The following is a 23,311-nucleotide window of genomic DNA, read 5'->3' as shown; positions in this document are numbered from 1 at the left end:
GGCATGCGGCGCTACGGCAAGAACCCCGACGAGGACGACATCCGCTCCCGTCCCAACCCCAAGGGCAACCGGCCCCGCACCAACATCAGACCCAAGCACGAGGACGCCTCGGAAGGCATGGTCCTCACCGTCGACCGCGGCCGGCTGACCTGCCTCGTCGACGACCGGGTCGTCCTGGCGATGAAGGCGCGCGAGCTGGGCCGCAAGGCGGCCGTCGTCGGCGACCAGGTCTTCCTGGTCGGGGACCTGTCCGGCAAGAAGGACACCCTCGCCCGGATCGTACGGATCGAGAAGCGCCGCTCCGTGCTGCGCCGTACCGCGGACGACGACGACCCGTACGAGCGCGTGGTCGTCGCCAACGCCGACCAGCTCGCCGTGGTCACCGCGCTCGCCGACCCGGAGCCGCGCCCCCGGCTGATCGACCGCTGTCTGGTCGCGGCGTTCGACGGCGGTCTCGAACCGCTCCTCGTCCTCACCAAGTCCGACCTCGCGCCGCCGGACGAGCTGCTGGAGACCTACCGGGCGCTCGGCATCCGCCATGTCGTCACCCGGAGGGACGAGCTGATGAGCGGGCACGCGGCCGAACTCGTACGCGAATACCTCGACGGCCGGGTCACCGCCTTCGTCGGCCACTCCGGCGTCGGCAAGACGACCCTGGTCAACGCCCTCGTACCGGACGACCGGCACCGGATCACCGGTGACGTCAACGCGGTGACGGGACGCGGCCGGCACACCACCACCTCGGCGCTCGCGCTGCCGCTGGCCAAGGCGGAGGGCTGGGTGATCGACACCCCCGGCATCCGCTCCTTCGGGCTCCACCACGTCGATCCGTCGCGGGTCATCCTCGCCTTCCCCGACCTCGTGCCGGGTACGGAGGGGTGTCCGCGCGCGTGCAGCCACGACGAGGCGGAGTGCGCGCTCGACGCCTGGGTGGCCGAGGGCCACGCCGATCCGGCGCGGCTGTACTCGCTGCGGCGGCTGCTCTCCACGCGGGAGCGGCGCGAGGGCGACTGACCGGGCGACGGACCGTGCCGGGCCGTGGCCACGTTTGCGAACCACGGCGACTGGTAAGGGCATAATCACACCAGGTGGGCCGGTTGGTCACGGACGGTTGTCAGGGCCTGCCGACCGGCCGGCAGGGCGGTCACCGACGTGGGGAGACGTTTGACATGGCGTGGCTGCTGGTTGTGGTGGCGGGGATCCTGGAGACCGGCTTCGCCGTCTGTCTCAAGCTGTCCCACGGATTCACCCGGCTCTGGCCGACGATCGCCTTCGCGGCCTTCGCCCTCGGCAGCTTCGGACTGCTGACCCTCGCCCTGAAGAAGCTCGACGTGGGCCCGGCGTACGCGGTGTGGACGGGCATCGGCGCGGCCGGTACGGCGATCTACGGCATGATCTTCCTGGGCGACATCGTGTCCGTGCTCAAACTCGTCTCCATCTCGCTGGTGATCGTCGGCGTCATCGGGCTCCAGCTCTCGGGCTCGGCGCACTGAGCAGCGCGGACGGCGGCGCGGTGACGGCGGTACGGACCAGCGGGCCCACCGGCTCGGCGCCGGGCGCGACAAGATGGGCGAGCGCGAGCCGCATGGCCAGTTCGCAGCGGTAGAGCAGCTCGGTACGGCCGTACGCGGCGAACCGGCTGTGGCCGACGGGGCCGGTGTGGCCCCCGCCCGCATGTCCGTGCTCGGTACGGCCGTGCTCCGGGCGCCCATGCTCCGGACGCCCGTGATCCTTCCGGGTGGGATCCAGCGCCGCCGCGGACCTGTCCCGTACGAGCGCCACCAGCTCCGTGGTCGCGGGCGGCCCCGCGTCGGCCCTGCGCTGCGCCGGGATGCCCGACGGGACGGCGTCGGCCCGTGCGGGGCGCGGGGCGGGCAGCCACTCGCCCCAGCAGCCGGTGAGCAGCGCCCGTAACAGCGGCCGGGCGCGTGCCTCCCCGACCGTCCACTCGGCGACCGCCACCAGCCGGTCGGCGGCGTCGGCGCGTTCGCGCAGCAGCCGCTCCACACCGTGCAGATAGCGGTCGGCCTCGCGCCGTACCAGGGCGCGCGCCAGACCGTCCTTGCTGCCGAACTCGTTGTACAGGGTCTGCCGGGAGACCCCTCCCGCCGCCGCCACATCGACCATGCGCACCGCGGACCAGGGCTGGTCCGCGAGGGCCGAAAGGGCGGCACTGAGTAGGGCTTCACGCGCGCTGGGCATCGTCGCCTCCGGGGCCGTGCGGCTCTGCGCTCAGAGTTGACGGACCGTCGCTCACTGTCAAGACCGTCGTCGGGTTCCGGCCGAAGGGGCCCGTGGCAGCCGCACCGCCCCGGTGGATACTGTGGCGGCATGTCCGACTACCACGATGACCTGCGTCTCGCCCACGTACTGGCGGACGCCGCCGACGCCGCGACGATGGACCGGTTCAAGGCCCTGGACCTCAAGGTCGAGACGAAACCGGACATGACCCCGGTGAGTGAGGCCGACAAGGCGGCCGAGGAACTGATCCGTGGCAACCTCCAGCGGGCGAGGCCGCGCGACGCGATCCTGGGCGAGGAGTACGGCGTCGAGGGCACGGGCCCGCGCCGCTGGGTCATCGACCCGATCGACGGCACGAAGAACTATGTACGCGGGGTACCCGTCTGGGCGACGCTGATCGCGCTGATGGTGGCCGGTGAGGGCGGTTACGAGCCGGTGGTCGGCGTGGTCTCCGCGCCCGCCCTGGGCCGCCGCTGGTGGGCCGCGAAGGGCGGCGGGGCTTACACGGGACGCAGTCTGTCGTCCGCGACCCGGCTGCGCGTCTCGGACGTCTCGCGCGTACCGGACGCCTCGTTCGCGTACTCCTCCCTCACCGGCTGGGAGGAACAGGGCCGGCTCGACGGCTTCCTGGATCTGTCCAGGGCATGCTGGCGCACGCGCGGTTATGGCGACTTCTGGCCCTACATGATGGTCGCCGAGGGCTCGGTGGACATGTGCGCCGAGCCGGAACTGTCGCTCTGGGACATGGCGGCCACCGCGATCGTCGTCCAGGAGGCGGGCGGCAGCTTCACCGGCCTCGACGGCCGCCCGGGCCCGCACAGCGGCAACGCGGCGGCGTCGAACGGAGTCCTCCACGAAGAACTCCTGGGCTACCTGAACCAACGGTACTGATAGGGGCTCGGTTCGCCTCCGGGGCGCTTCAAGTCAACGCCGACGGTCGACCGTGCTCGGTTCGCTCGTTCCTCACGAACCTGCGCCCACGCGGCGGAGCCGCATATAGAGCACAGCCTCTCTTGCGGCGCCGGCGCGCCCCTTCGGCTCACTCGCCGGCCAGGCGGGGAGACGGGTCGAAGACATCGTTCCGGGCACCCTGCGGCGAACCGCTCTTTCTCAAAAGAGGGTTGTTTGTCCTCTTTACGAGCGCCCCCAGTGGTGCGCCGCCCGCCCCCTTGTTGACTCTGGGCAACCGTGTCACCCTGAGAGTCCCCCCACTTGTGAACTTGTGAATCGTTTCTCCAAGGTCCCACGCTCCCACCGGGACCCCGGAAACCGGCTCACCAAGGAGGTGGCTCCACCCCATGCTTGTCCGTGACGCCATGAGTTCGGTGGTCCTGACCATCGGGCCCACGCATACGCTCCGCCAGGCCGCCGGGCTGATGTCGGCCCGCCGGGTCGGCGCCGCCGTCGTCCTCGACACCGATCACTGCGGCATCGGCATCCTCACCGAGCGTGACATCCTCAACTCGCTCGGCGCGGGCCAGAGCCCGGACGTCGAGACGGCCTGCTCCCACACCACGACCGACGTCGTCTTCGCCTCGCCGGCGTGGACGCTGGAGAAGGCCGCGGCGGCCATGTCGACCGGCGGGTTCCGCCATCTGATCGTGCTCGACGAGCGTGAGCCCGTCGGCATCGTCTCCGTACGCGACATCCTCCGCTGCTGGGCCCCGGTCCGGCACGAGACGGCCGTCCTGACCGGCTCCTGACACCGGCCGCGGCCGCCTCCCCGTCTGGCCGGCGAGTGAGCCGAAGGGGCGCGTCGGCGCCGTAAGGGAGAGCGCGCGCAGGTTCGTGAGGAACGAGCGAACCGAGCACGGTCGACCGTCGGCGCCGACTTAAAGCGCCCCGGAGGCGAACCGAGCCCTAAAAACTAGCGGCGCAGGGCCTGGACCGCGGCTTCCAGTCGCTTGCCGAAGTCTCCGTCCACCCGGCGGAAGTTGTCGACCGCGCGCTCGGCGATGTCGTCGCGCGAGACCTGGGAGATGAACCCGGCCAGGTTGTCGATCAGGCGGCCCTTCTCGTCCTCCGTCATCAGGCGGTAGAGGGTGCCCGCCTGGACGAAGTCGTCGTCCTCCGCGTGGCTCGGGGCCTCGTGGTTGCCCGTGCCGCCGGTGACCGCCGTGGACTGCCACAGCGGCCGGTCCGTCTGGAAGGGGCCGCCGAAGCTGTTCGGCTCGTAGTTCTTGGCGCCCTGATGGCGGCCGTCGTACAGGAAGCCGTCCCGGCTGTTCGTGCGCGCCTCGGTGGCGTGCGGGCGGTTGACCGGCAGGTGGTCGGCGTTGACGCCGACGCGGTAGCGGTGGGCGTCGCCGTACGCGAAGAGCCGGCCCTGGAGCATCTTGTCCGGGGACGGTCCGATGCCGGGCACGAAGTGGGCCGGCGAGAAGATCGACTGCTCGACCTCGGCGAAGATGTTCTCCGGGTTGCGGTTGAGCTCCAGCTTGCCGATCTCGATCGGCGGGTAGTCCTCGTGCGGCCAGACCTTGGTCAGGTCGAACGGGTTGAAGCGGTACGTGGCGGCGTCGGCCGCCGGCATGATCTGGACCTGCACCGTCCAGGACGGGAAGTCGCCGCGCTCGATGGCCTCACGCAGGTCGCGCTGGTGCGAGTCGGCGTCCTGGCCGGCGAGTACCGCGGCCTCCTCCGAGGTCAGGTTCTTGATGCCCTGGTCGGTCTTGAAGTGGTACTTGACCCAGAAGACCTCGCCCGCCTCGTTGTTCCACTGGAACGTGTGCGAGCCGTAGCCGTTCATGTGCCGCAGTGTGGCCGGAATACCGCGGTCGCCGAAGAGCCAGGTCACCTGGTGCGTGGACTCGGGCGACAGCCCCCAGAAGTCCCAGACGTTGTCCGCCTCCTGGGAGCCGGTGTACGGGTCGCGCTTCTGGGTGTGGATGAAGTCGGGGAACTTGATGGCGTCCTTGATGAAGAACACCGGGGTGTTGTTGCCGACGAGGTCGTAGTTGCCCTCTTCGGTGTAGAACTTCAGCGCGAAGCCGCGCGGGTCGCGCACCGCGTCCGCGGAGCCCAGGTTGCCCGCGACGGTGGAGAAGCGCAGGAACGTCTCCGTCTCCTTGCCGACCTCGGAGAGGAACTTCGCCCGCGTCCAGCGCGAGACGTCCCGGGTCAGCGTGAAGGTGCCGTAGGCGCCGGCGCCGCGCGCGTGGACGACGCGCTCCGGGATGCGCTCCCGGTTGAAGTGCGCGAGCTTCTCCAGCAGCGCCTGGTCCTGGACCAGCACGGGGCCGCCGACGCCCGCCGTCTCGCTGTTCTGGTTGTCGGCGACCGGAGCCCCGGCCTCGGTGGTGAGCGGTCCCTGCGTCACGTGCGCCTCCTGCGTCAATCGGTGCAAGTTCTGTCCCTCTCGGATTCCGTCCTCGATCCTATAATGGACTTTGTCCAAGTCAAGCGAGCATCCAAAGTCACACTCGTTCGGGACCTGGGGTCCTTCACTGTTAGGCTGGATTTCATGAGTGACCTGTTGGAACGACTTCGCGAACGTGGCTGGCGCATGACGGCGCAGCGACGCGTCGTGGCCGAGGTCCTCGATGGGGACCATGTCCATCTGACCGCCGACGAGGTGCACGAACGGGCCGTGGCGAGACTCCCGGAGATCTCCCGCGCGACCGTCTACAACACGCTGGGCGAGATGGTGACGCTGGGCGAGGTCATCGAGGTCTCGACGGACCGCCGCGCCAAGCGGTACGACCCGAACGCGCACCGGCCGCACCACCACCTGGTGTGCGCGCGGTGCGGTGCCATCAGGGACGTCCACCCGTCGGGCGACCCGCTGGCCGATCTGCCGGCCGGTGAGCGCTTCGGCTTCACGGTCTCGGGCGTCGAGATGACGTACCGGGGCACCTGCCCCAACTGCGCGTCCGCGTAACGAAAAGGCCCCGGAGACGGGGCCTTTCGTCTGTCCCGGCTCGCGTATCGCCGTACACACGCCTGAGGCCCGGATCTCGTAAGGAGATCCGGGCCTCAGGACTTCAGTAGCGGGGACAGGATTTGAACCTGCGACCTCTGGGTTATGAGCCCAGCGAGCTACCGAGCTGCTCCACCCCGCGCCGTTGAATGAAACATTACGTCACGGTGCCGGGCAGTGCAAATCCCTTACCCCGCGGGCCCGACGCCATCGGCGCAGGTCACACGGAGAGGGCCGCGGGGTGCGGACCCGGTGACCCGGGTCACGCGGTCAGCTCCTGGTGCAGTGCCTCGCGCAGCCGCGCCGCGCGCTCCGCCACCTCCGCCGGGCCCAGTTCCACGGCGCGCGCGCACCAGCGCTGCCCCTCGGTCAGCTCGCCCCGGCGCGCGGCCAGCAGCGCGAGCCGCAGCGCGGCCCTGCCGTGCCCGGCCTGGGCGGCCCTGGTCCACCACAGCGCGGCCTCCCGCTCGCCGCCCTCGCGGGCCAGGAGCAGCCCGAGGTTGAAGGCGCCGTTACGGCTGCCCGCCTCCGCGGCCTCCCGGTACCAGCGGGCGGCGTCGTTGATGTCGCCCCGGGCGGCGGCGAGCATACCGACGCGCACCTGGGCACGGCGGTGGCCCTGCTCGGCGGCACGCTCGTACCACTGCTCGCACTCGCTCTTCACGCCGTGCGGCTCGCCGAGCGCGGGCGGCCCCGACGGGGGCTCGCGCGAGTCGAGGACGGTGGCCAGCCGGAAGGCGGCCTCCGCGCTGCCGCCGCCGGCCGCGCAGCGCAGGTGGCGCTCGGCCGTGCGGTCGTCGCCGTCGCGCAGCCGGGCGATGCCGACCTGGAGGGCGGCTTCGGTGTGTCCGGCCGCCGCGGCGCGCTCGTACCAGCGCAGGGCGGCGCCGTCGTCGTCGCGGCCCGCGTACAGGATGCCGAGGTTGAACGCGGCGTCCACACTGCCCGCCTCGGCGGCCTTGGAGAACCAGGGTTCGGCGCCCGTCGCGTCGTCGGCCTGGAGGAGCAGGACGGCGAGCGCGTTGGCGGCCTCGCGGTGGCCCGCGTAGGCGGCGCGGCGGTACCACTGCTCGGCCTGGACGGTACGGTCCTGGGCGGCACAGAGCAGCCCGAGGTTGTACGCGCCGTTGACGTCGCCCGCGTCCATGGCGGCGCGGTACCAGCGTTCGGCGGTCTGCGGCTCGCCCCGGGCCGCGTGCAGCGCGCCGAGGGCGTTGGCGGCGTTCCCGTCGCCCTCCTGGGCGGCGCGCAGCCACCAGACGGCGGCGCTCTCCTCGTCCCCGGCATCGCGCAGCAGGAAGCCGAGGGCGCAGGCGGCCCGCGCCTCGCCGTCCTTGGCGGCGCTGAGGTACCAGCGGCCGGCTTCCTTGAGCTCGCCGCGCCGCTCCAGGATCGCGCCGAGGTGCAGGGCGGCGCGGCGGTGGCCGCGTGCGGCGGCCTGCTGGTACCACTGGGCGGCCTCGCTGACGAGGGAGGCCGCGGGCCCGGACATGGTCGCGGGGCCCGGTGTCCCGGTGTACGCGGGCAGCCGGGGGTCGGTGCTGGTGACGGGGTCCATGGAGAGCAGCGGCTCCTGGCCCGTACGGCGGCCTCGTGGGGCCGGTCCGGCCGTACCGGCCCGGTAGACCACGTCGGCGCCGGAGCGGGCGCTCTCGCGGGCTCTGCGCTCCAGTGCGCGGGCGAGCCGGTAGGCAGCCTCGCGGTGGCCCTGCTCGGCGGCGGCGCGCAGCCAGCGCTCGGCCCCGACGTCGCTGCGGTGCTCCAGCAGGTCGGCGAGGGCGTAGGCGCCCAGCGCGTGCCCCTGTTCGGCGGACTGGCGCAGCCAGTACTCGGCGGCGGGTTCGTCGCCGAGTTCGCGGTAGTGGCGGCCGAGCGCGTGGGCGGCCGGGGCGGAGCCGGCGACGGCGGCGATCCGCCACCAGCCGGCGGCGTCGTCGACGTATCCGCGCTGGTGCAGGAGTACGCCCAGGTTGTTGGCGGCGGCGCGTTCGCCCTCGGCGGTCGCGGCGCGCAGGTACGGCTCGGCGCCGTCGAGATCACCACGGCGCAGCAGCAGGGCGCCGAGCACGCTCATCGACGCGGTGTCCCCGGCGTCGGCGGCGCGGCGGTGTCTCGCCTCGGCCTCGGTGTCGGGCCCGTCGGCGGCTCCGGTCCCACCGGCCGCGTCGTTCACGTGTGGCTGCACATACCGCCCTGTCTCCAACAGAGTTGCCCTATCCCCCATATTTTCCATCGTCGCACCACCCGCCGGCCGCGTACAGCCGGTATACCGCGCCCCACAAGGTCACTACAGCGTTTTGTCGACATGCCCACAGAGAGACACATCAAACCCTCCGGGGACCAACTGAGCCCATCTGCTGCCCAGTTGGGACGGACACATGGCAAGGGCCCGGATCCTAGAAGGATCCGGGCCCTTGACTTCGCCGTAGCGGGGACAGGATTTGAACCTGCGACCTCTGGGTTATGAGCCCAGCGAGCTACCGAGCTGCTCCACCCCGCGTCGTTGTGTCCCAACCGTACCACGGGGCGGAGGTGAAGCCAGGTCAGCTCGTATCGCCACCGCCGTCCGCGCTGCCGGAGTCGGCGCCGGAGTCGCTGCCGGCCCCGTCACCGGCCCCGTCGCCCGAGCCGGGCTTCGCCTTGGCGGCCCTTTCGAGCGCGCTCTGCAGGTCCTTCTGGGCCTGGGCGTACGCGTCCCAGTCCGGCTTCTTCAGCGCCTCCTCGCCCGCCTCGTACGCCTTCTGGGCGTCCGCGATGGCCTGCTGGAGGGCCTTGTCGCCGGTGGCCGGCGGCGTGGTGGTGTCGCCCGGCGGCTCCGTGGTGCCCGGCTGCTCCGTACCCTCCGCGCCGAACACCGCGTTCAGCGCCTCGGGAAGGGTGTCCTTGAAGACCGGCTTGCCTCCGTAGGAGACGGCCACCTTCTTCAGTAGCGGGTAGTTGGCGCTGCCACCGCGCGCGTACACCGGCTCGATGTAGAGGAAGCCTCCGTCGAGCGGCACCGTCAGGAGGTTGCCGTACTCGATGTCCGAGTCGGTGCCTCTCAGGTTCCTGACGAACTCGGCGACTTCGGGCACGCCGTTCAGCTCGCTCTGCACCTGTTGCGGGCCCTGGACCGTGGACGTCACCCTCAGGACTCTGATCTTGCCGTAGTCCGTGCTGGTGGCGTCGGCGTCCACCGCCATGAACGCCCCCAGGTTGGGGCGCCCGTTGGGCGTGAAGGTCGTCGTCAGCGAGAACTTCTGATCGTCCTGGCCCGGCATCTTCAGGCTCAGGTAGTACGGCGGGACCGAGTTGCTGTCCTTGGTGGTCGGGTCGTCCGGCACCTGCCACGCGTCACTGCCGCTGTAGAACTGCGCGGGGTCCGTGACGTGGTAGCGGGTGAGGAGTTCCCGCTGCACCTTGAACATGTCCTGCGGGTAGCGCAGGTGGTCCAGCAGCGTCTTGTCGATGTCGGCCTTCGGCTTCACCGTGCCCGGGAACGCCTTCATCCAGGTCTTGAGCACCGGGTCCTTGGTGTCCCACTGGTACAGGCTGACCGAGCCGTCGTACGCGTCGACGGTGGCCTTCACCGAGTTCCGGATGTAGTTGACCTGGTTCTGCTGGGCGACGACCGCGCGCTGGCTGTCGGTCAGCGAGTCGGCCGTCGTGTCGCCGAGCGTCGTACGGGACGCGTACGGGTAGCCGTTCGTCGTCGTGTACGCGTCGACGATCCACTGGATCCGGCCGTCGACCACGGCGGGATACGCGTCGCCGTCGATGGTCAGCCAGGGGGCGACGGCCTCGACGCGCTCCTTGGGCGTGCGGTTGTACAGAATCCGCGAGCCGTCGCCGATGGCGCCGGAGTAGAGCATCTGGGGCTCGCTGAAGGACACGGCGTACGCAGCGCGGTTCAGCGGGTTGGAGAGGTCGACGCCGCTCTTCCCCCGGTAGCTCGTGGTCTGCTCGCCGTTCTTCTCGTAGTCCAGCTCCTTCTGCGGGCCGCCCACGATCGAGTACTGCTCGGTCTTCTCCCCGTAGTAGATGCGCTGCTCGTACTTGGGGATCTCACCGGTGGTCGGCAGTCCTGACTCGGTGAAGTCGGGGGCGCCGATGGTGCCCTCGTTCTCGTCCGTCACCGTGTTCGTGCCCTTGGACGCGATCAGCCCGTACCCATGGGTGTACGTGAAGTGATCGTTGATCCAGTTGCGCTTCGGGATACCGGTGATGTTCAGCTCGCGCAGACCGACGACCGTGTCCTGCGGCTTGCCGTCGGGGCCGGGGTACCGGTCGACGTCCAGCGTGGAGGGGAACTGGTAGTACTTACGTTCCTGCTGGAGCTGCTGGAACGCGGGCGAGACGACATTCGGGTCGACCAGCCGGTAGCTGGCCGCCGAGTCGGCCGCCTTGCGCTGCTCGGCCTTCTTGTCCGGGTCGCCCTTGCCGCCGTAGTCCTGCACATCGGCGGTGTCGATGCCGTACGCCTGACGCGTGGCGTCGATGTTCTTCTTGATGTACGGGGCTTCCTTGGCCTGCTCGTTCGGCTCGACCTGGAACTTCTGGACGATCCCCGGGTAGAGGCCGCCGATCAGGATCGCCGAGAGCACCATCAGGCCGAAGCCGATCACCGGAAGCTGCCACGTACGGCGCCAGAGCGTCGCGAAGAACAGCAGGGCGCAGATGACCGCGATGCAGAAGAGGATCGTCTTGGCGGGCAGGAACGCGTTCGCGTCCGTGAACCGCAGACCGGTCCAGTTGCCCGTCGCCTTGAAGTCGCTGGACTTCACGGCCAGGCCGTACCGGTCGAGCCAGTACGCGACCGCCTTGAGCGAGACGAAGACACCGAGCAGCACCGAGAGATGACCGGTGGCCGCCGCGGTGGCCCGCGCGCCGGGGCTGGTGATCCGCAGCCCGCCGTACAGGTAGTGGGTCAGCGCGGCGGCGATCAGCGACAGCACGGCCGCCGCGAAGCCGAACGCCAGCATGAAGCGGTACCAGGGCAGGTCGAACGCGTAGAACGCCACGTCCAGCTTGAACTGCGGGTCCTTCTGGCCGAACGGCACCCCGTTGACCCACATCAGCCACGTACGCCACTGGCCGGCGGCGGAGGCTCCCGCGATCAGCCCGACCAGCGCGGTGATCCCGAGGAGCACCCACTTCTTGAACGGGGCGATCCCCATCCGGTACCGGTCGAGGTTCTGCTGCTCCATGGACATCGCGCTGAGCGGCGGCCGCAGCCGGTGCGCCAGCCAGATGTTCAGCCCGACCGCGAAGGCCATCAGCAGTCCGAAGACCGCGAACAGACCGATCTTGGTCCAGAGAGTGGTGGTGAAAACCGATGAGTACTTCACCGAGCGGTACCAGAGCCAGTCGGTCCAGAACCCCGCGAACATGACGAAGAGCATGGCCAGAACGGCCAGCACGCCCAAAGTCATGAGCAGGGTCCGAGCCCGACGGGAAGGCCGGCCCACTCTGATCCGTGGCCCGGTCGGGCCTCCGCCGCGGTCCGGCATCTGGAAAGCCAACGTGCGCACCTCGAAGTTCGCGGTCGTGTGAATGCGTGTGGTTCAGCTTGTTCAACTTACTGAGGCTTTACCTAGTTCCCGCACCCGGGTCCGAAGGAGGCAGGATATTGACCATGTCCACTGTTTCTCCCTCAGGCACCCCCATGGCCGCGAGCCCGCTGACCCGAGCGGTTCTCGAAATCGACGAATACGCCTCGACGCTCGGCTGGGACCAGCCCGCCCGGCTCTTCGCGCTCGTCGACACGACGCGGCTGCGCACCGACGAACCCGAACTCGCGGCCCAGTTGGGTCTCGACGAGGACGGCGGCTCCGCCGCCCCCCTCACCCCCGTGGAACAGGACGAGATCCCGGCGGGCACCCCGCTGGACGAGTTCCTCGGCACCATCGCGTGGCCCGGGGCGGTGGCGGGCTGCGCGATGACCGTGGAGCGGCTGATGCTGCCGCCGTCCGCGGAGGCGTCCGTACCGGACAATCTGGACGAAACGGCGCTCGCCGCGTGGGTCGCCTCCCACCCGGAGCGCCAGGAGGTACGGATGACCGTGGCCGTGCTGCGGGACGGCGCCCGGGAGTCCGCGCTGCGGCTGCGCGAGAAGGACTCCCCGAACGAGGTCCTCACGGGCTCCGGGCTGGTCCCGGGGCTGGCGGAGGCGCTGTCGGCCACCTTCGAGTCGTAACCCGCCTTCGAGTCGCGACAGGGCCCTACAGGCAGCAGGAAGCCCTACAGGCGCGCTCAGGCGCCGTACCGCGCCGCCTGAGCGCGTCCTCCGCGGGTACGGCCGGTCAGCTTGCCGAACAGCTCGGCAGGCCGGCCGTGTCCCCGGTACGGATCTTCTCCAGCGACCGCGTCGCGTCCTTGATCGTCTTCACCCGGACCAGGGTGAGGCCGCTCGGGATGTCCGAGGCCGCGGTGGCGCAGTTCTGGTCGGGCGTGAGGAAGTACCGCGCGCCCGCGTTCCGCGCGCCGACGAGCTTCATCTCGATACCGCCGATCGGGCCGACCTCGCCCTTGTCGTCGATGGTCCCCGTACCCGCGACGAACTTGCCGCCCGTCAGCGAGCCGGGAGTGAGTTTGTCGACGATGCCGAGCGAGAACATCAGCCCGGCGCTCGGACCGCCCACGTCGGCCAGCTTGATGTCCATGGTGAACGGGAACGTGTGATCGGTCCCCGCCTGGATGCCGACGATCGCGCGGTCGCCCTCGTCGGACTTCCGCGTGGTGATCGTGACCTTCTCGGTGGCCGTCGGCTCCTTGCCGGACTTCTCCGCCGCCTTCGCCTCCTTGGCGGGCACGAGGGTGAAGACGACGTCCTCGCCCGGCTTGTGCTTCGTGACGAGCTTCGCCACGTCCTCGGGCGCCTTGATCTCCGTGCCGTCCACGGCCTTGATCACATCACCGGCGTGCAGGGTGCCCTCGGAGGGGCTGTCCTTGATCACCGAGGAGACAATCGTGCGGGAGGAGTACGGGATGCCCAGTTCGGCCAGGGCGGAGACCTTGGCGCTCTCCTGGGACTGGCTGAACTCCTCCGCGTTCTCCTGCGTGGACTGCTCTTCCGTCTTGCCGTCCGGATACAGGGTGTCGTGCGGCACCACGACACTGTCGTGGGCCAGCCAGCCGTAGACCGCCTCGACGATGTTCATGTTGTAGTCCGCGCCCGTGACCCTGACCGTCGTCATGTTCAGATGACCCGATGTCGGATACGTCTTACGACCGGAGATCTGAAGTACGGGCTCACCGCCGGCGTCACCCAGTGTGTTCACCGTCGGCCCCGGGCTCATCTCCGAATACGGGACCTTGATGAGCACACCCGCGCAGAGCAGCGCGATGAGGACGAGGGTGGAAGCGAGCATCGTCGCGGTGCGGCGTGGCATGGAACGACAGTACGGGAAGGCTCTGTCAGTGCACCCCCGGGGCCGGTCCGTACGAGGTCACAGGGCCCGTGGCCGCGGACCGACGGGCCCGCGGGGCCCACGGACTCAGACCGGCTCGGACTCGGTCTCCGCCTTCTCCATCGCGTCACGGAACCGGGCATAGCCGTTGAGCTCGGCCATGTCCCCTATCGTGCGGTCCCTGGAGACCCAGCTTCCCCATATCGCCGCGCCAACAGCAGCGAAAAGCGGGATCAACAACCAGGCAAGTGCGGCCATACCGACCTCCCGACCCATGAGTGTCTGTGAACTGACCGATCAGCAGATTAACCATCTGCAGCACCAACGCTGCTGGCCGGAAGGCGGTTACGCAAATCGGGCCGTACGGGTGGAGGCCCCCGGTGGAGCCCCCTGCGCCGAGGGCGCTCCCTCTCCTCAACGAGGCGCTACGCGCCCACCCGCCCACCCGTCGCCCGACCGCCACCCCTCAACGAGGCGCTACGCGCCCACCCATTCTTCTGTTCCGTCCGAGAACTTCTGGTGCTTCCAGATCGGCACTTCGTTCTTGAGGTCGTCGATCAGCTTTCTGCACGCCTCGAACGCCTCCGCCCGGTGCGGACAGGAGACCGCGACGATCACCGCCAGATCCCCGACCTCCAGATCCCCCACACGGTGGACGGCGGCCAGCGCGCGCACCGGATGACCGGCGACGATCTTCTCCGCGACCCGCCGCAGCTCGGCCTCCGCCGACGGATGGGAGGAGTAGCCGAGGGCGTCGACGTCCGCGCCGCCGTCGTGGTTGCGCACCGTGCCCACGAAGAGCGCCGTACCGCCCGCCGCGTCCTCCCCCACCGCGCGGAAGACCTCGTCGACGCTGAGCGGGGTGTCACGGATCGCGAGCAGCCGGATGGGATCCTGCGCCGCCTGCTCGCCCGGGTGGGAACGCGTACTCGCCATGGACCCATCGTGCCGTACGGCACGAGCGCCATGGAACATCCGTTCCCCCGGACCGGAGCAGGACGAGCAGGAGCGCGGCGCGGGGCCCGCGCGGGTGGCTCAGATCCGGCGCCGCGCCTTACGGGCCCGCCGTACCAGCGCGGCCGTACCGAGCAGCGCGACCGTCGCGCCCGCCGCACCCGCCGCCGTGGCATCCTTGCGGCCCAGACGGCGTCCGGCGACCGTGTGGCGGCCCTCCACCTCTTCGAGGAGGGCGGTGAGGACTTCCTCGTTGGTCCACCGGGGCCGCCAGCCCGCGTCGTGCAGCCGGCTCACGCTGACCACCCAGGGGTGCATCGTGTACGCGAGATCGCCGGCCGGGGACGGCGTGAGGCCGATCCGGTGCAGCCGGGCGGCGGCGCCCAGGGCGACCGCCGAGGGCAGCTCCATGCGGCGGATGCCGCTCAGCTCCTCGACCTCCTCCTGTTCCAGCCAGCCGTCGCAGCCGACCGCGAACTCCCCCTCGGCCTTTTCGAGCGCCGCGTACTCCAGCGCGCTCACCAGGTCATCGACATGGCAGAACTGCCAGGTGGGGCGGGATCCGGCGACGACGAGCAGCCGTGGCGACTCGAAGTAGCGGGTGAGGGCCGTGTCCGTACCGCCGACGAGGACGGCGGGCCGTACGACCGTCACATTCAGGCCGGGGTGCGCGCGGGGCGCGCGGCGGCCGAGCCGCTCGATCTCCAGGAGGTCGCCGACGCCGGTGGCCTCGGCGGTCGCCCGCAGCTCCGCGTCCTCGGAGAGCGGGATGTCGTTGTCGGGCAGGGCGCCGTAGACCATCGCCGAGGTGCAGAGCACGACGCGGTGCACCCCGGCCGCCGCGGCGGCCGTGAGCACGGTCTGTGTACCGCGCACGTTGTACGCGGTCCGGGCGGCGGCGTCGGTCTCCAGGTCGAGGTCGAGCGCGAGGTGCACGACGACGTCGGCCCCGCGCAACTTCTCCGCGATGGCCGGGTCACGGACGTCGAGGATGTGCCACTGGGCCTCGGAGACCTCCCCCCGGCGCTCGTCGATGGCGATGACCTGCTTGATCTCCTCGGACGCGGCCAGGCGCCGGGTGAGCAGGTCACCGACGCCGGAGGCGGCGCCGGTGACCGCGACGACGGGGCCGCGGGACGGGGTCGGGGTTGAGCGGTTTCGCGCTGCGCGAACCTGCGGATCTGGGGAACTCACCGGGCGTCTCCAGCGGTTGTCTTCAATACGTACGTGAATGGCGCGTACGTACCAGGTGACGTCCATCCTGCCGCAGGCCATCGGCCGACGGAGCATCGAGCCCGGAAGCCACCGGGTGTCGAGCCCGTTCCGACCCGCGGCACCGCCCGTACGAACCCTGTGCCGCTTAGGCTGGGTGGTGAAGTCGGGCAGTCGCCGCCGGCAGAAAGTCGGCGGCCCTACGAGCCGAGGAACCCCGTGAGTGACACACCATTCGGATTCGGCCTTCCGCCGGAGGAGCCGGAGGACGGCGACGGCAAGAAGAAGGACCCTGCCGGAGGTGGTCAGGGTGCCGGTGGCCAAGGCGCTCAGGGCAACCCCTTCGCAGGATTCGGGCTGCCCGGTGGCGGCGGCGCGGGCGGCGCGGACAATCCGTTCGCCGCGATGTTCGGTTCGCTGAACCCCAACGACCTGGGGGCCGCGTTCCAGCAGCTCGGCCAGATGCTGAGCTACGAGGGCGGTCCCGTGAACTGGGACATGGCCAAGCAGATCGCCCGCCAGACGGTCGCCCAGGGCACCGCCGACGGCACGAAGGACGAGAGCGTCGGCCCCGCGGAGCGCGCGCAGGTGGACGAGGCGGTACGGCTGGCCGACATCTGGCTGGACGGCGTGACGTCGCTGCCCTCCGGCGCCAACGCCTCCGTGGCGTGGAGCCGCGCCGAGTGGGTCGAGGCGACGCTGCCCGCGTGGCAGCAGCTCGTCGACCCCGTGGCGGAGCGGGTGGGCACGGCCATGAGCGAGGTGCTGCCCGAGGAGATGCAGTCGGTGGCGGGCCCGCTGATCGGCATGATGCGCTCCATGGGCGGCGCCATGTTCGGCCAGCAGATCGGGCAGGCCGTGGGTGTGCTGGCCGGTGAGGTGGTCGGCTCGACGGACGTCGGGCTGCCGCTGGGCCCGGCGGGCAGGGCCGCGCTGCTTCCGCTGAACATCGAGGCGTTCAGCAAGGACCTCGGTGTCCCCAAGGACGAGATCCGGCTCTATCTGGCGCTGCGCGAGGCCGCCCACCAGCGGCTCTTCGCCCATGTGCCGTGGCTGCGGTCGCACATGTTCGGCGCGGTCGAGGGCTACGCCCGCGGGATCAAGGTGGACACCTCCAAGCTGGAGGACGTGGTCGGCCAGTTCGACCCCGGCCACCCCGAGGAGATCCAGGAAGCGCTCCAGCAGGGCATGTTCCAGCCGGAGGACACCCCGGAGCAGAAGGCCGCGCTCGCCCGGCTCGAAACGGCGCTGGCGCTGGTCGAGGGCTGGGTGGACGCGGTGGTCCACGAGGCCGCGAAGAACCGGCTGACGGCGGCGGACGCGCTGCGCGAGACGCTGCGCAGGCGCCGGGCCTCCGGTGGTCCGGCCGAGCAGACCTTCGCGACGCTCATCGGGCTCCAGCTCCGGCCCCGCAGGCTGCGGGACGCCTCCCGGCTGTGGGCCTCGCTCACGGACGCGCGGGGTGTCGACGGCCGCGACCGGCTCTGGGAGCACCCCGACATGCTGCCGACGGCCTCGGACCTGGACGACCCGGACGGTTTTGTCCACCACGAGCAGCTCGACTTCTCCGAGCTGGACAAGATGCTCGGTGAGGCGGCCGACGGCAAGCCGAACCTGCAGAAGGACAACACCGGCAACGTCGACAACAACGACAACAACAAGGGCGCCGAGAGCGACAAGGGCGACAAGGGCGACAAGAAGGACGACACCGACAAGTGAGCCTGCATGACGACGCGATCCTCGTCCTGAAGGGGTACGAGGGGGACGAGCCCGCCCAGCGGGAGCTGCGCGGGCTCTATCTGGACCACCTCTCGGCCCACCCGGACGGGATGTGGAAGGCGTGCGGGGCCGGGCATCTGACGGCGAGCGCGCTGGTCGTCGACCCGGAGCGGGGCCGCGTGCTGCTGACCCTGCACAAGAAGCTCGGCATGTGGCTCCAGATGGGTGGCCACTGCGAGCCCGGTGACACGACGCTGGAGCGCGCGGCGCTGCGGGAGGCCTGGGAGGAGTCCGGGATCCCGGACCTGACCCTGCTGACGGGTGGCCCCGTACAGCTCGACCGGCACCCCATCCCGGCGCCCTGTCACTGGCATCTGGATGTCCAGTACGCGGCGCTGGCGGCCCCCGGCGCGGTCGAGGCCATCAGCGAGGAGTCGCTGGACCTGCGCTGGTTCGCGTACGACGAGGTGGCGGAGGTGGCCGACGGCTCGGTCGTCCGGCTGCTGGAGCGTACGCGGGTACTCCTGGGCGCCTGAGACGACGCGACGCACGCGAGGGGACGCGACGCACGCGAGAAGGGGGGGCGGGTTCCGTGGAACCCGCCCCCCTGACTTGGGCGGACCGGGTCACCTGCTCCAGGCGTTGTTCTGGTTCTGCCCGTGCGCGCCGCTCTGCCCGACGCCGTACTGCGCGCCCAGCCCCTGGCCGATCTCCGCCTGCTGCGGCGGCATGACCTCGCTCGGCTGGACAAGGGCGAAGCCCTGCCCCAGGAAACTCAGTTCCCAGCCCTCGCCGGTGGAGCCGCGCCGCCGCCGTATCCCCGAGGAGTGCGTCTGTGCCTGCATCTGCACCCGCAGCGCGGAGGACCAGGCGACCACCGCGTCGGAGTCGGCGTTGACGTACTTGTCCGGCGTGACCTCCATCATCAGCGGCTGGCCCGAGGTCATCAGCGCGACCTTGCCCCGCCCGGAGATGTTGAGCTGGTACTTGCCGGAGCCGGAGATTCCGTACTGGCTGTCCACCGCGACGACCTCGCTGTGGAGCGTGGAGTCGAGCGCCAGGACGTAGGCGCTGTCCACCGTCATCCCGTCGTGGTCGACATCCACCACATGGATGTACTGGGCGAGGTTGGCCAGATAGACCGTGCCCTGCCCGGAGCAGCGCATCAGGTCAAGGCCCTCGCCGGTGGTCGCGCGCGCCCGGCGCTGGCCGTGCGACTGGTACTCACCGTCGAACTCGATGAGCCCCTGGTAGGCGACCATCGCGCCCTTGCGGGCGAGGACGTCGTCCTGGCCGGTGAGTGCGACCCGCAGGAGCTGCGGGTTCTGGACGGCGTAGCGGTCCTGGGACTGCTGTTCCGTGTACGCGAAAAGCGGACTCTGCATGGTTCCTCGCTCCCCTCAGCCCCGGGTCCGCAGGCGGTCGGTGCTGTCCTCGCTGGGCTGGACGACGACGATGCCCTGGCCGGAGAAGGCCATCTGGTAGGCCTCTCCGCTGCCCCGCCCGATCAGCGAGGACGCCTTGAAGCTGCGCTTGCCCTTCACCTTGAGGCCGGGCGACCAGGCGACGAGCGCGTCGGGGTCCACATAGGTCTCGTCCTCGCCGCGTCCGCAGTCGACGACGACCGGGGTGCCGCGCGAGGTCAGGGCGACCCAGCCCGTCCCGGAGATCTGTACGTTCCACAGGCCCTGGCCGGCGAACTTGGCCAGCCCCTTGACGCGCTCGACGCCCCATTGGAGGTGCGCGTCGAAGGCGAGCAGGTTGGAGCCGTTGACGGAGAGCGCGTCGTTGTCGAGGTTGATGACGACGACATCGGCGCCGTAGTCGGCGAGATAGAGCAGTCCGTCACCCGCGCACTTCATCACGGGGGTGGTCTCGCCGGTGACCCACTGGGAGGCGATCTGGCGGACGGCGGGCGGGTTCGGCTCGTACTGGATGAAGCCCTCGTAGGCGACCATCGAGCCGGTGCGCGCGTAGAGGTCGTGGCCGGAGGCCATGGCGACCTTGAGCATGGAGCGGCCGTGATTCTCCATCCGGGCCGCGACGGGGGTCGGGGCGAAGCCCGCGAGCTGCTGGTTCATTGTCCGGGCTCCCTCAGACCTCGTACGGCTGGACGACGATGAAATTGCCGGGCGCTCCCCGGAACTGGAGGTTCACGGTCTCCCCGCTGTGGCCGGGGTACGCGTTGCGGCGCAGCCTGACCTGGCTGGAGATGATCACCTGCGCGGCCGACGACCAGGCGACGACGGCGTTGCAGTCGGCGAAGGTCGTGGGCGTGACGGGCAGCACCACGGGGGTGCCGTGGGTCTTCACGACGACGGTGCCGGTGCCCTGGAACTGCATGGTGAACAGGGCGCCGCCGGGTATGCCGTGGCCCTCGATGCGGCGGACCTCGTACTGGAGGCTCTCGTCGAAGGCGAGGACGTTCTCCGCCGAGACGCAGATGCCGTCACCCTGGAGTTCGACGGGGTGGAGGTGCGCGCCCTCCTCCGCGAGGAAGACCTGGCCGCGTCCTGTGCAGCGCATGAGCTGCATCTCCTGGCCGGTCGCGTTGCCGACGACGCGGCCGACGAAACCGGCGCCCTTGTAGCCGAAGTCGACCTTGCCCTGGTACATGACCATGCTGCCCTGGCGGGCCAGGACGGGGCTGCCGCCCTCGCCGAGGTCGATCCGCACGAGCTGGCCGTTCTGCGAGGTCCAGCGCTGCCCTGTGGGCGCTTCCTTGTACGGCTGAAGGGCCGCCTGAAGACCGGCGCCGCCGGCGGGCACACCCTGCGGGACGCCCTGGGGCGCGCCGGGCGGCTGCTGCCCGAAGGGGGCGGGGGCACCGTACGGGGACGGCGCCCCGGGCGGCATCTGTCCGGGGACCTGGCCCGGGACCTGTCCTGGGACTTGGCCGAACTGGGGCTGTTGCGGCTGCTGGGGCGGCTGCTGGCCGTACGGGGACGGCGCGGGCGGCGGCGGTACGGTGCCGCCCTGCGGGGGCATCGGCGCCACGATGGTCGGCGCAGCGTGCACGGACTGCGGAGCCGGGGCCGGAGCCGGTGGTCCGGCGGGGGCGCCGAAGGACGGCGCGGGCGCCGTGGGCGCGGCGGGCGGGGCGAAGCCCGGGACCGGGCCACCGCCCGCCGGGGGCTGCGGCGCGGCGGGTTCCTCCTCGGCGACCTCGCCGCCGAAGTTCTTCAGCAGCGCGTCGAGTCCGCCGTCGAAGCCCTGGCCGACGGCGGCGAAGCGCCAGACGTCCTTGAGGTAGAAGTCACCGAGCATGACGGCCCGCTCGGTGGTGAACTCCGCGCCCGTGAAGGCGTACCGGACGACTTCCTCGCCACCCGCGACGATCCGGATATATCCGGGGCCGACCTGCGACATCTGTCCCGCGCCGTCGATCGTGGCGGTGAACGACAGCTTGTGGACGGCATCGGGGACACGGTCCAGCGTGACCCGGAAGGACTCCGTGTCGCCGGCCTGAGCCCCCAGCAACTGGATGGATTCCTCCGGCGACTTCGGCTGGTTGAAGAAGATGAAGTACCGGTCGTCCGAAAGCTGTTCGTCGGCGTCGAGACCGAAACAACTGATGTCGAAGCTCAGCCCCGGAGCCGCGATCTGCACGCCCACGTACAGATCCGTCCCCGCCGTGAGATCACTGACCTTGGCCTTGTGGCCCCGCTGGAATTCCCGTGCCATACGTAACGACCGTCCCCCATCCCGAATGCCAATGCGTCGCGCCAGGCTAACGGCTGGGTCGGACAATCGGCCAAGTCGGTACAGACTCGGTACAGGACCGGTGAACGGAGTTTCCCCTGACGGCGGTGGCTGCGGGCGGTGGCGACCGGACCTTCGCGGACGCGCTGTTCCGGGCCTGCTCCGCGCTCATTCCCCGGCTCCGGCGTCGGCCGTGTCCGCTGTCCCGTCCGTGTCCACGTCGTCCGCCTCGGCGCCGTCCGGGCCGTTCCCCCCACGCGTGAGGGGCAGATGCGGAAGCCGGTCCGCCGCGACCACGCCTTCGAGATAGCCGCGGGCCCGCTCCGTGCGCGGGTAGGACTCCAGCAGCCGCCAGAAGCGCGGGCCGTGTCCCGGCACCAGCAGATGGGCCAGCTCATGGACGAGGACGTAGTCGACGACGTACTCCGGCATGCCCTGCAGCCGGTGCGAGAGCCGGATGCTGCCCTCGGCGGGGGTGCAGGAGCCCCAGCGGGTGTTCTGGTTGGTGACCCACCGGACAGAGGCGGGCCGCGCCCTGCCGTCGAAGTACTGCGCGGAGAGCTGTTCGGCGCGCTCGGTCAGCGCGCTGTCGCCGAGGACCCGCTTGCTCTCCTGGGCGGCGAGTTTGTCGAGCATCACCGAGACCCAGCGGCGCTCCTCGGCCTCTGACATCCGGGCGGGGATGAGCACGATCGTGCGGTTGCCCTCGCGGTACGCCGAGACCGTTCTGCTGCGGCGGGCGCTTCTGCGGACCTCGACAGCGCTCGTCCCCGAGCCGCGGAGCGGGCGACTGGGGGAAGGGTCGGCGGGCACGCCCTGACGTTACCCGCTCAGCGCGGCGGAAGTCCTGCCTCCTGAAGGGTTCCGCCTCGTTCCCCGCATTCGCGCGCACTATTCGAACGACTAATGCCCGTGGCTGTGGATAACTTTCTGCGCGGTCGGCCGCCGCCTTGCATTCTGGGATCACGGATCAGCGGGAACGGGGAGGCCGACATGCATCCGATGATGAAGCCCGCGCTGCGGCGCGCCTGGCGGGACCGGCACACGGTGCAGTTCGGGGTGACGCCCGCGCACGCGGTGGTGATGGGGCCGGTCGACACGGCCACGGCCAGTTTTCTGGGGCTGCTGGACGGGACGCGCGGGCTGCCACTGCTGCGAGAGGAGGCCCGCACGATGGGGCTGCCGGACGGACTGGTCGAGGAGCTGGTACGGCGGCTCACGGCGGCGGGGGTGCTCGACGACCCGGGGGCGGGCGGCCCGGCGGCCGACGCGCTGCGCGGCAGGACGGGGGAGGTCGAGCGGCTGCGGCCCGACCTCGCGTCGCTCTCCGTCCTGCATCCGGAGCCCGGGGCGGGGCTGCGGAAGCTGGCAGCGCGGCGGTCGGCGCGGGTACAGGTCAGGGGCGCGGGCCGGGTCGGGGCGGCCGTCGCGGCGGTGCTCGCGGCCTCGGGGGTGGGCCGCGTCGATGTGCTGGACGGCGGATGCGCGACGGCGGGGGACGTGGCGCCCGGCGGACTGCCGGAGCACTCCGTCGGTGAGCGCAGGGACCTGGCGGCCCGGCAACTCGTCCGGCGGTCCGCGCCCGGCCGGCCACCACGGGCGTCGGGGTCCCCGGAATCGGCGGAGGGCGAGCCGCCGCTCGCCCTGGTGATCGTCGCGCCGCGCGACGGGCTCGCGGCGTACGCACCCGATCCGGTGACGGCGGAGCCGTGGCTGACCACCGGTACGCCGCATCTCTACGCGGGGGTGATCGAGGCCACGGGGCTGGTGGGGCCGCTGGTACTGCCCGGCGGCACGGCGTGCGCGGGGTGCGTCGCGCGGCTCCGGGCCGATCACGATCCCGGGTGGCCGAGGATGCTGGCCCAGTGGCGCTCGGGACGCGGGGCGGGCGCCGTACCGGCCTGTGATCTGGCGCTGGCCACCACGGTGGCCGGGCTGACGGCGGCTCATGCTCTGTCGTTCCTCGACGGGGAACTTCCGGCGAGTACGGGTGCACGATGGGAGGCGGCGCTGCCGCTGCTGGACTGGCAGCCGGAGCGGATCGCGCCCCATCCGGACTGCCCGTGCGGGGCGGCCGGACGGAGAAGGGGGGAGCGCGTCGCCGGAACGGGGGCGTCGCACGACACAATGGCGGGGTAACCGCCGTACGCGGCACGGCTGTCTGGGATTAGGAGGG

At 70.9% G+C, this 23,311-nt stretch carries 21 protein-coding genes and 2 tRNA genes; 9 read left to right on the top strand and 14 right to left on the bottom strand.

Features of this window, described 5'->3' with window-relative positions:
- Positions 1-3: 3 nt before the first annotated feature.
- Both rsgA and ACIBJC_RS16415 read left to right on the top strand, forming a co-directional pair.
- On the top strand, positions 4-1,014 hold the full coding sequence (gene rsgA, locus ACIBJC_RS16420) for a ribosome small subunit-dependent GTPase A (protein WP_399292593.1): 1,011 nt from the start codon (positions 4-6) through the stop codon (positions 1,012-1,014).
- Positions 1,015-1,169: 155 nt separating this feature from the next.
- Positions 1,170-1,493, top strand: coding sequence for a multidrug efflux SMR transporter (locus ACIBJC_RS16415; RefSeq protein ID WP_329829283.1), 324 nt, complete (start codon positions 1,170-1,172; stop codon positions 1,491-1,493).
- Here ACIBJC_RS16415 and ACIBJC_RS16410 read toward each other — a convergent pair.
- Entirely contained in the window at positions 1,459-2,202 is a 744-nt protein-coding gene (locus tag ACIBJC_RS16410; RefSeq protein WP_399292592.1) for a TetR/AcrR family transcriptional regulator, read from the bottom strand. The two genes, ACIBJC_RS16415 and ACIBJC_RS16410, sit on opposite strands and share 35 nt — an antisense overlap.
- Positions 2,203-2,331: 129 nt before the next feature.
- Here ACIBJC_RS16410 and hisN point away from each other — a divergent pair, with 129 nt between their 5' ends.
- Complete coding sequence (hisN, locus tag ACIBJC_RS16405; RefSeq protein ID WP_399292591.1) at positions 2,332-3,132, top strand: histidinol-phosphatase; 801 nt, start codon at positions 2,332-2,334, stop codon at positions 3,130-3,132.
- 407 nt (positions 3,133-3,539) lie between these two features.
- The gene (locus ACIBJC_RS16400) at positions 3,540-3,944 is read left to right on the top strand and encodes a cyclic nucleotide-binding/CBS domain-containing protein (RefSeq protein ID WP_399292590.1); all 405 of its coding nucleotides are present in this window, start codon (positions 3,540-3,542) and stop codon (positions 3,942-3,944) included.
- Positions 3,945-4,108: 164 nt separating this feature from the next.
- Here ACIBJC_RS16400 and ACIBJC_RS16395 read toward each other — a convergent pair whose 3' ends face one another.
- Complete coding sequence (locus ACIBJC_RS16395; RefSeq protein WP_399292589.1) at positions 4,109-5,560, bottom strand: catalase; 1,452 nt, start codon at positions 5,558-5,560, stop codon at positions 4,109-4,111.
- A gap of 144 nt (positions 5,561-5,704) precedes the next feature.
- Here ACIBJC_RS16395 and ACIBJC_RS16390 point away from each other — a divergent pair, with 144 nt between their 5' ends.
- Positions 5,705-6,121 carry a Fur family transcriptional regulator gene (locus ACIBJC_RS16390; protein ID WP_329829278.1) on the top strand — a complete coding sequence of 139 codons (417 nt, stop codon included), beginning with the start codon at positions 5,705-5,707 and terminating at the stop codon, positions 6,119-6,121.
- Positions 6,122-6,228: 107 nt separating this feature from the next.
- On the opposite strand, the gene ACIBJC_RS16385 is transcribed toward ACIBJC_RS16390, so the two are convergent.
- From ACIBJC_RS16385 to ACIBJC_RS16370, 4 genes are all read right to left on the bottom strand, one after another.
- A tRNA-Met gene (locus ACIBJC_RS16385) sits at positions 6,229-6,302 on the bottom strand.
- Positions 6,303-6,422: 120 nt separating this feature from the next.
- Positions 6,423-8,393 (bottom strand): tetratricopeptide repeat protein, encoded by a 1,971-nt coding sequence (locus ACIBJC_RS16380; protein ID WP_399292588.1) that lies wholly within the window; start codon positions 8,391-8,393, stop codon positions 6,423-6,425.
- A 193-nt stretch (positions 8,394-8,586) separates the two neighbouring features.
- Positions 8,587-8,660: transfer RNA gene (locus ACIBJC_RS16375), tRNA-Met, on the bottom strand.
- 43 nt (positions 8,661-8,703) lie between these two features.
- A complete protein-coding gene (locus ACIBJC_RS16370; protein ID WP_399293176.1) occupies positions 8,704-11,649 on the bottom strand; it encodes a UPF0182 family protein in 2,946 nt (981 codons plus the stop codon).
- A gap of 125 nt (positions 11,650-11,774) precedes the next feature.
- Between ACIBJC_RS16370 and ACIBJC_RS16365 the strand changes: the two genes are divergently transcribed.
- On the top strand, positions 11,775-12,335 hold the full coding sequence (locus ACIBJC_RS16365; protein WP_399292587.1) for a PPA1309 family protein: 561 nt from the start codon (positions 11,775-11,777) through the stop codon (positions 12,333-12,335).
- A gap of 106 nt (positions 12,336-12,441) precedes the next feature.
- Here ACIBJC_RS16365 and ACIBJC_RS16360 read toward each other — a convergent pair whose 3' ends face one another.
- The 4 genes from ACIBJC_RS16360 to ACIBJC_RS16345 all read right to left on the bottom strand — a co-directional run bounded on the left by ACIBJC_RS16360 (position 12,442) and on the right by ACIBJC_RS16345 (position 15,696).
- Entirely contained in the window at positions 12,442-13,530 is a 1,089-nt protein-coding gene (locus tag ACIBJC_RS16360) for a PDZ domain-containing protein (RefSeq protein ID WP_399292586.1), read from the bottom strand.
- Between the two features lie 105 nt (positions 13,531-13,635).
- On the bottom strand, positions 13,636-13,806 hold the full coding sequence (locus ACIBJC_RS16355; RefSeq protein WP_329829274.1) for a hypothetical protein: 171 nt from the start codon (positions 13,804-13,806) through the stop codon (positions 13,636-13,638).
- A gap of 219 nt (positions 13,807-14,025) precedes the next feature.
- Positions 14,026-14,484 carry a molybdenum cofactor biosynthesis protein MoaE gene (locus ACIBJC_RS16350; protein ID WP_399292585.1) on the bottom strand — a complete coding sequence of 153 codons (459 nt, stop codon included), beginning with the start codon at positions 14,482-14,484 and terminating at the stop codon, positions 14,026-14,028.
- 99 nt (positions 14,485-14,583) lie between these two features.
- Positions 14,584-15,696, bottom strand: a complete 1,113-nt coding sequence (locus ACIBJC_RS16345; RefSeq protein WP_399292584.1) for an SDR family oxidoreductase — start codon at positions 15,694-15,696, stop codon at positions 14,584-14,586.
- 237 nt (positions 15,697-15,933) lie between these two features.
- Between ACIBJC_RS16345 and ACIBJC_RS16340 the strand changes: the two genes are divergently transcribed.
- Both ACIBJC_RS16340 and ACIBJC_RS16335 read left to right on the top strand, forming a co-directional pair.
- Entirely contained in the window at positions 15,934-17,433 is a 1,500-nt protein-coding gene (locus tag ACIBJC_RS16340; RefSeq protein ID WP_399292583.1) for a zinc-dependent metalloprotease, read from the top strand.
- Entirely contained in the window at positions 17,430-17,969 is a 540-nt protein-coding gene (locus ACIBJC_RS16335; RefSeq protein ID WP_399292582.1) for an NUDIX hydrolase, read from the top strand. Before ACIBJC_RS16340 ends, ACIBJC_RS16335 begins: the two co-directional genes overlap by 4 nt.
- A gap of 90 nt (positions 17,970-18,059) precedes the next feature.
- On the opposite strand, the gene ACIBJC_RS16330 is transcribed toward ACIBJC_RS16335, so the two are convergent.
- From ACIBJC_RS16330 to ACIBJC_RS16315, 4 genes are all read right to left on the bottom strand, one after another.
- Positions 18,060-18,818 (bottom strand): AIM24 family protein, encoded by a 759-nt coding sequence (locus ACIBJC_RS16330; protein WP_399292581.1) that lies wholly within the window; start codon positions 18,816-18,818, stop codon positions 18,060-18,062.
- A 15-nt stretch (positions 18,819-18,833) separates the two neighbouring features.
- Entirely contained in the window at positions 18,834-19,514 is a 681-nt protein-coding gene (locus tag ACIBJC_RS16325) for an AIM24 family protein (RefSeq protein WP_399292580.1), read from the bottom strand.
- A gap of 13 nt (positions 19,515-19,527) precedes the next feature.
- Positions 19,528-21,117, bottom strand: a complete 1,590-nt coding sequence (locus tag ACIBJC_RS16320; protein ID WP_399292579.1) for a TerD family protein — start codon at positions 21,115-21,117, stop codon at positions 19,528-19,530.
- Positions 21,118-21,303: 186 nt separating this feature from the next.
- Positions 21,304-21,948 (bottom strand): M48 family metallopeptidase, encoded by a 645-nt coding sequence (locus ACIBJC_RS16315; protein ID WP_399292578.1) that lies wholly within the window; start codon positions 21,946-21,948, stop codon positions 21,304-21,306.
- Positions 21,949-22,128: 180 nt separating this feature from the next.
- On the opposite strand from ACIBJC_RS16315, the gene ACIBJC_RS16310 reads away from it, so the two are divergent.
- Positions 22,129-23,274, top strand: a complete 1,146-nt coding sequence (locus tag ACIBJC_RS16310; protein WP_399292577.1) for a TOMM precursor leader peptide-binding protein — start codon at positions 22,129-22,131, stop codon at positions 23,272-23,274.
- Positions 23,275-23,311 lie beyond the last annotated feature (37 nt).

Origin of the sequence: Streptomyces sp. NPDC050509 (assembly GCF_044457965.1) — a bacterium.
Taxonomy (GTDB): Bacteria; Actinomycetota; Actinomycetes; order Streptomycetales; family Streptomycetaceae; genus Streptomyces.
Note: the sequence above shows the minus strand (reverse complement) of the source record. Positions and strands in the feature narration are given on the sequence as shown.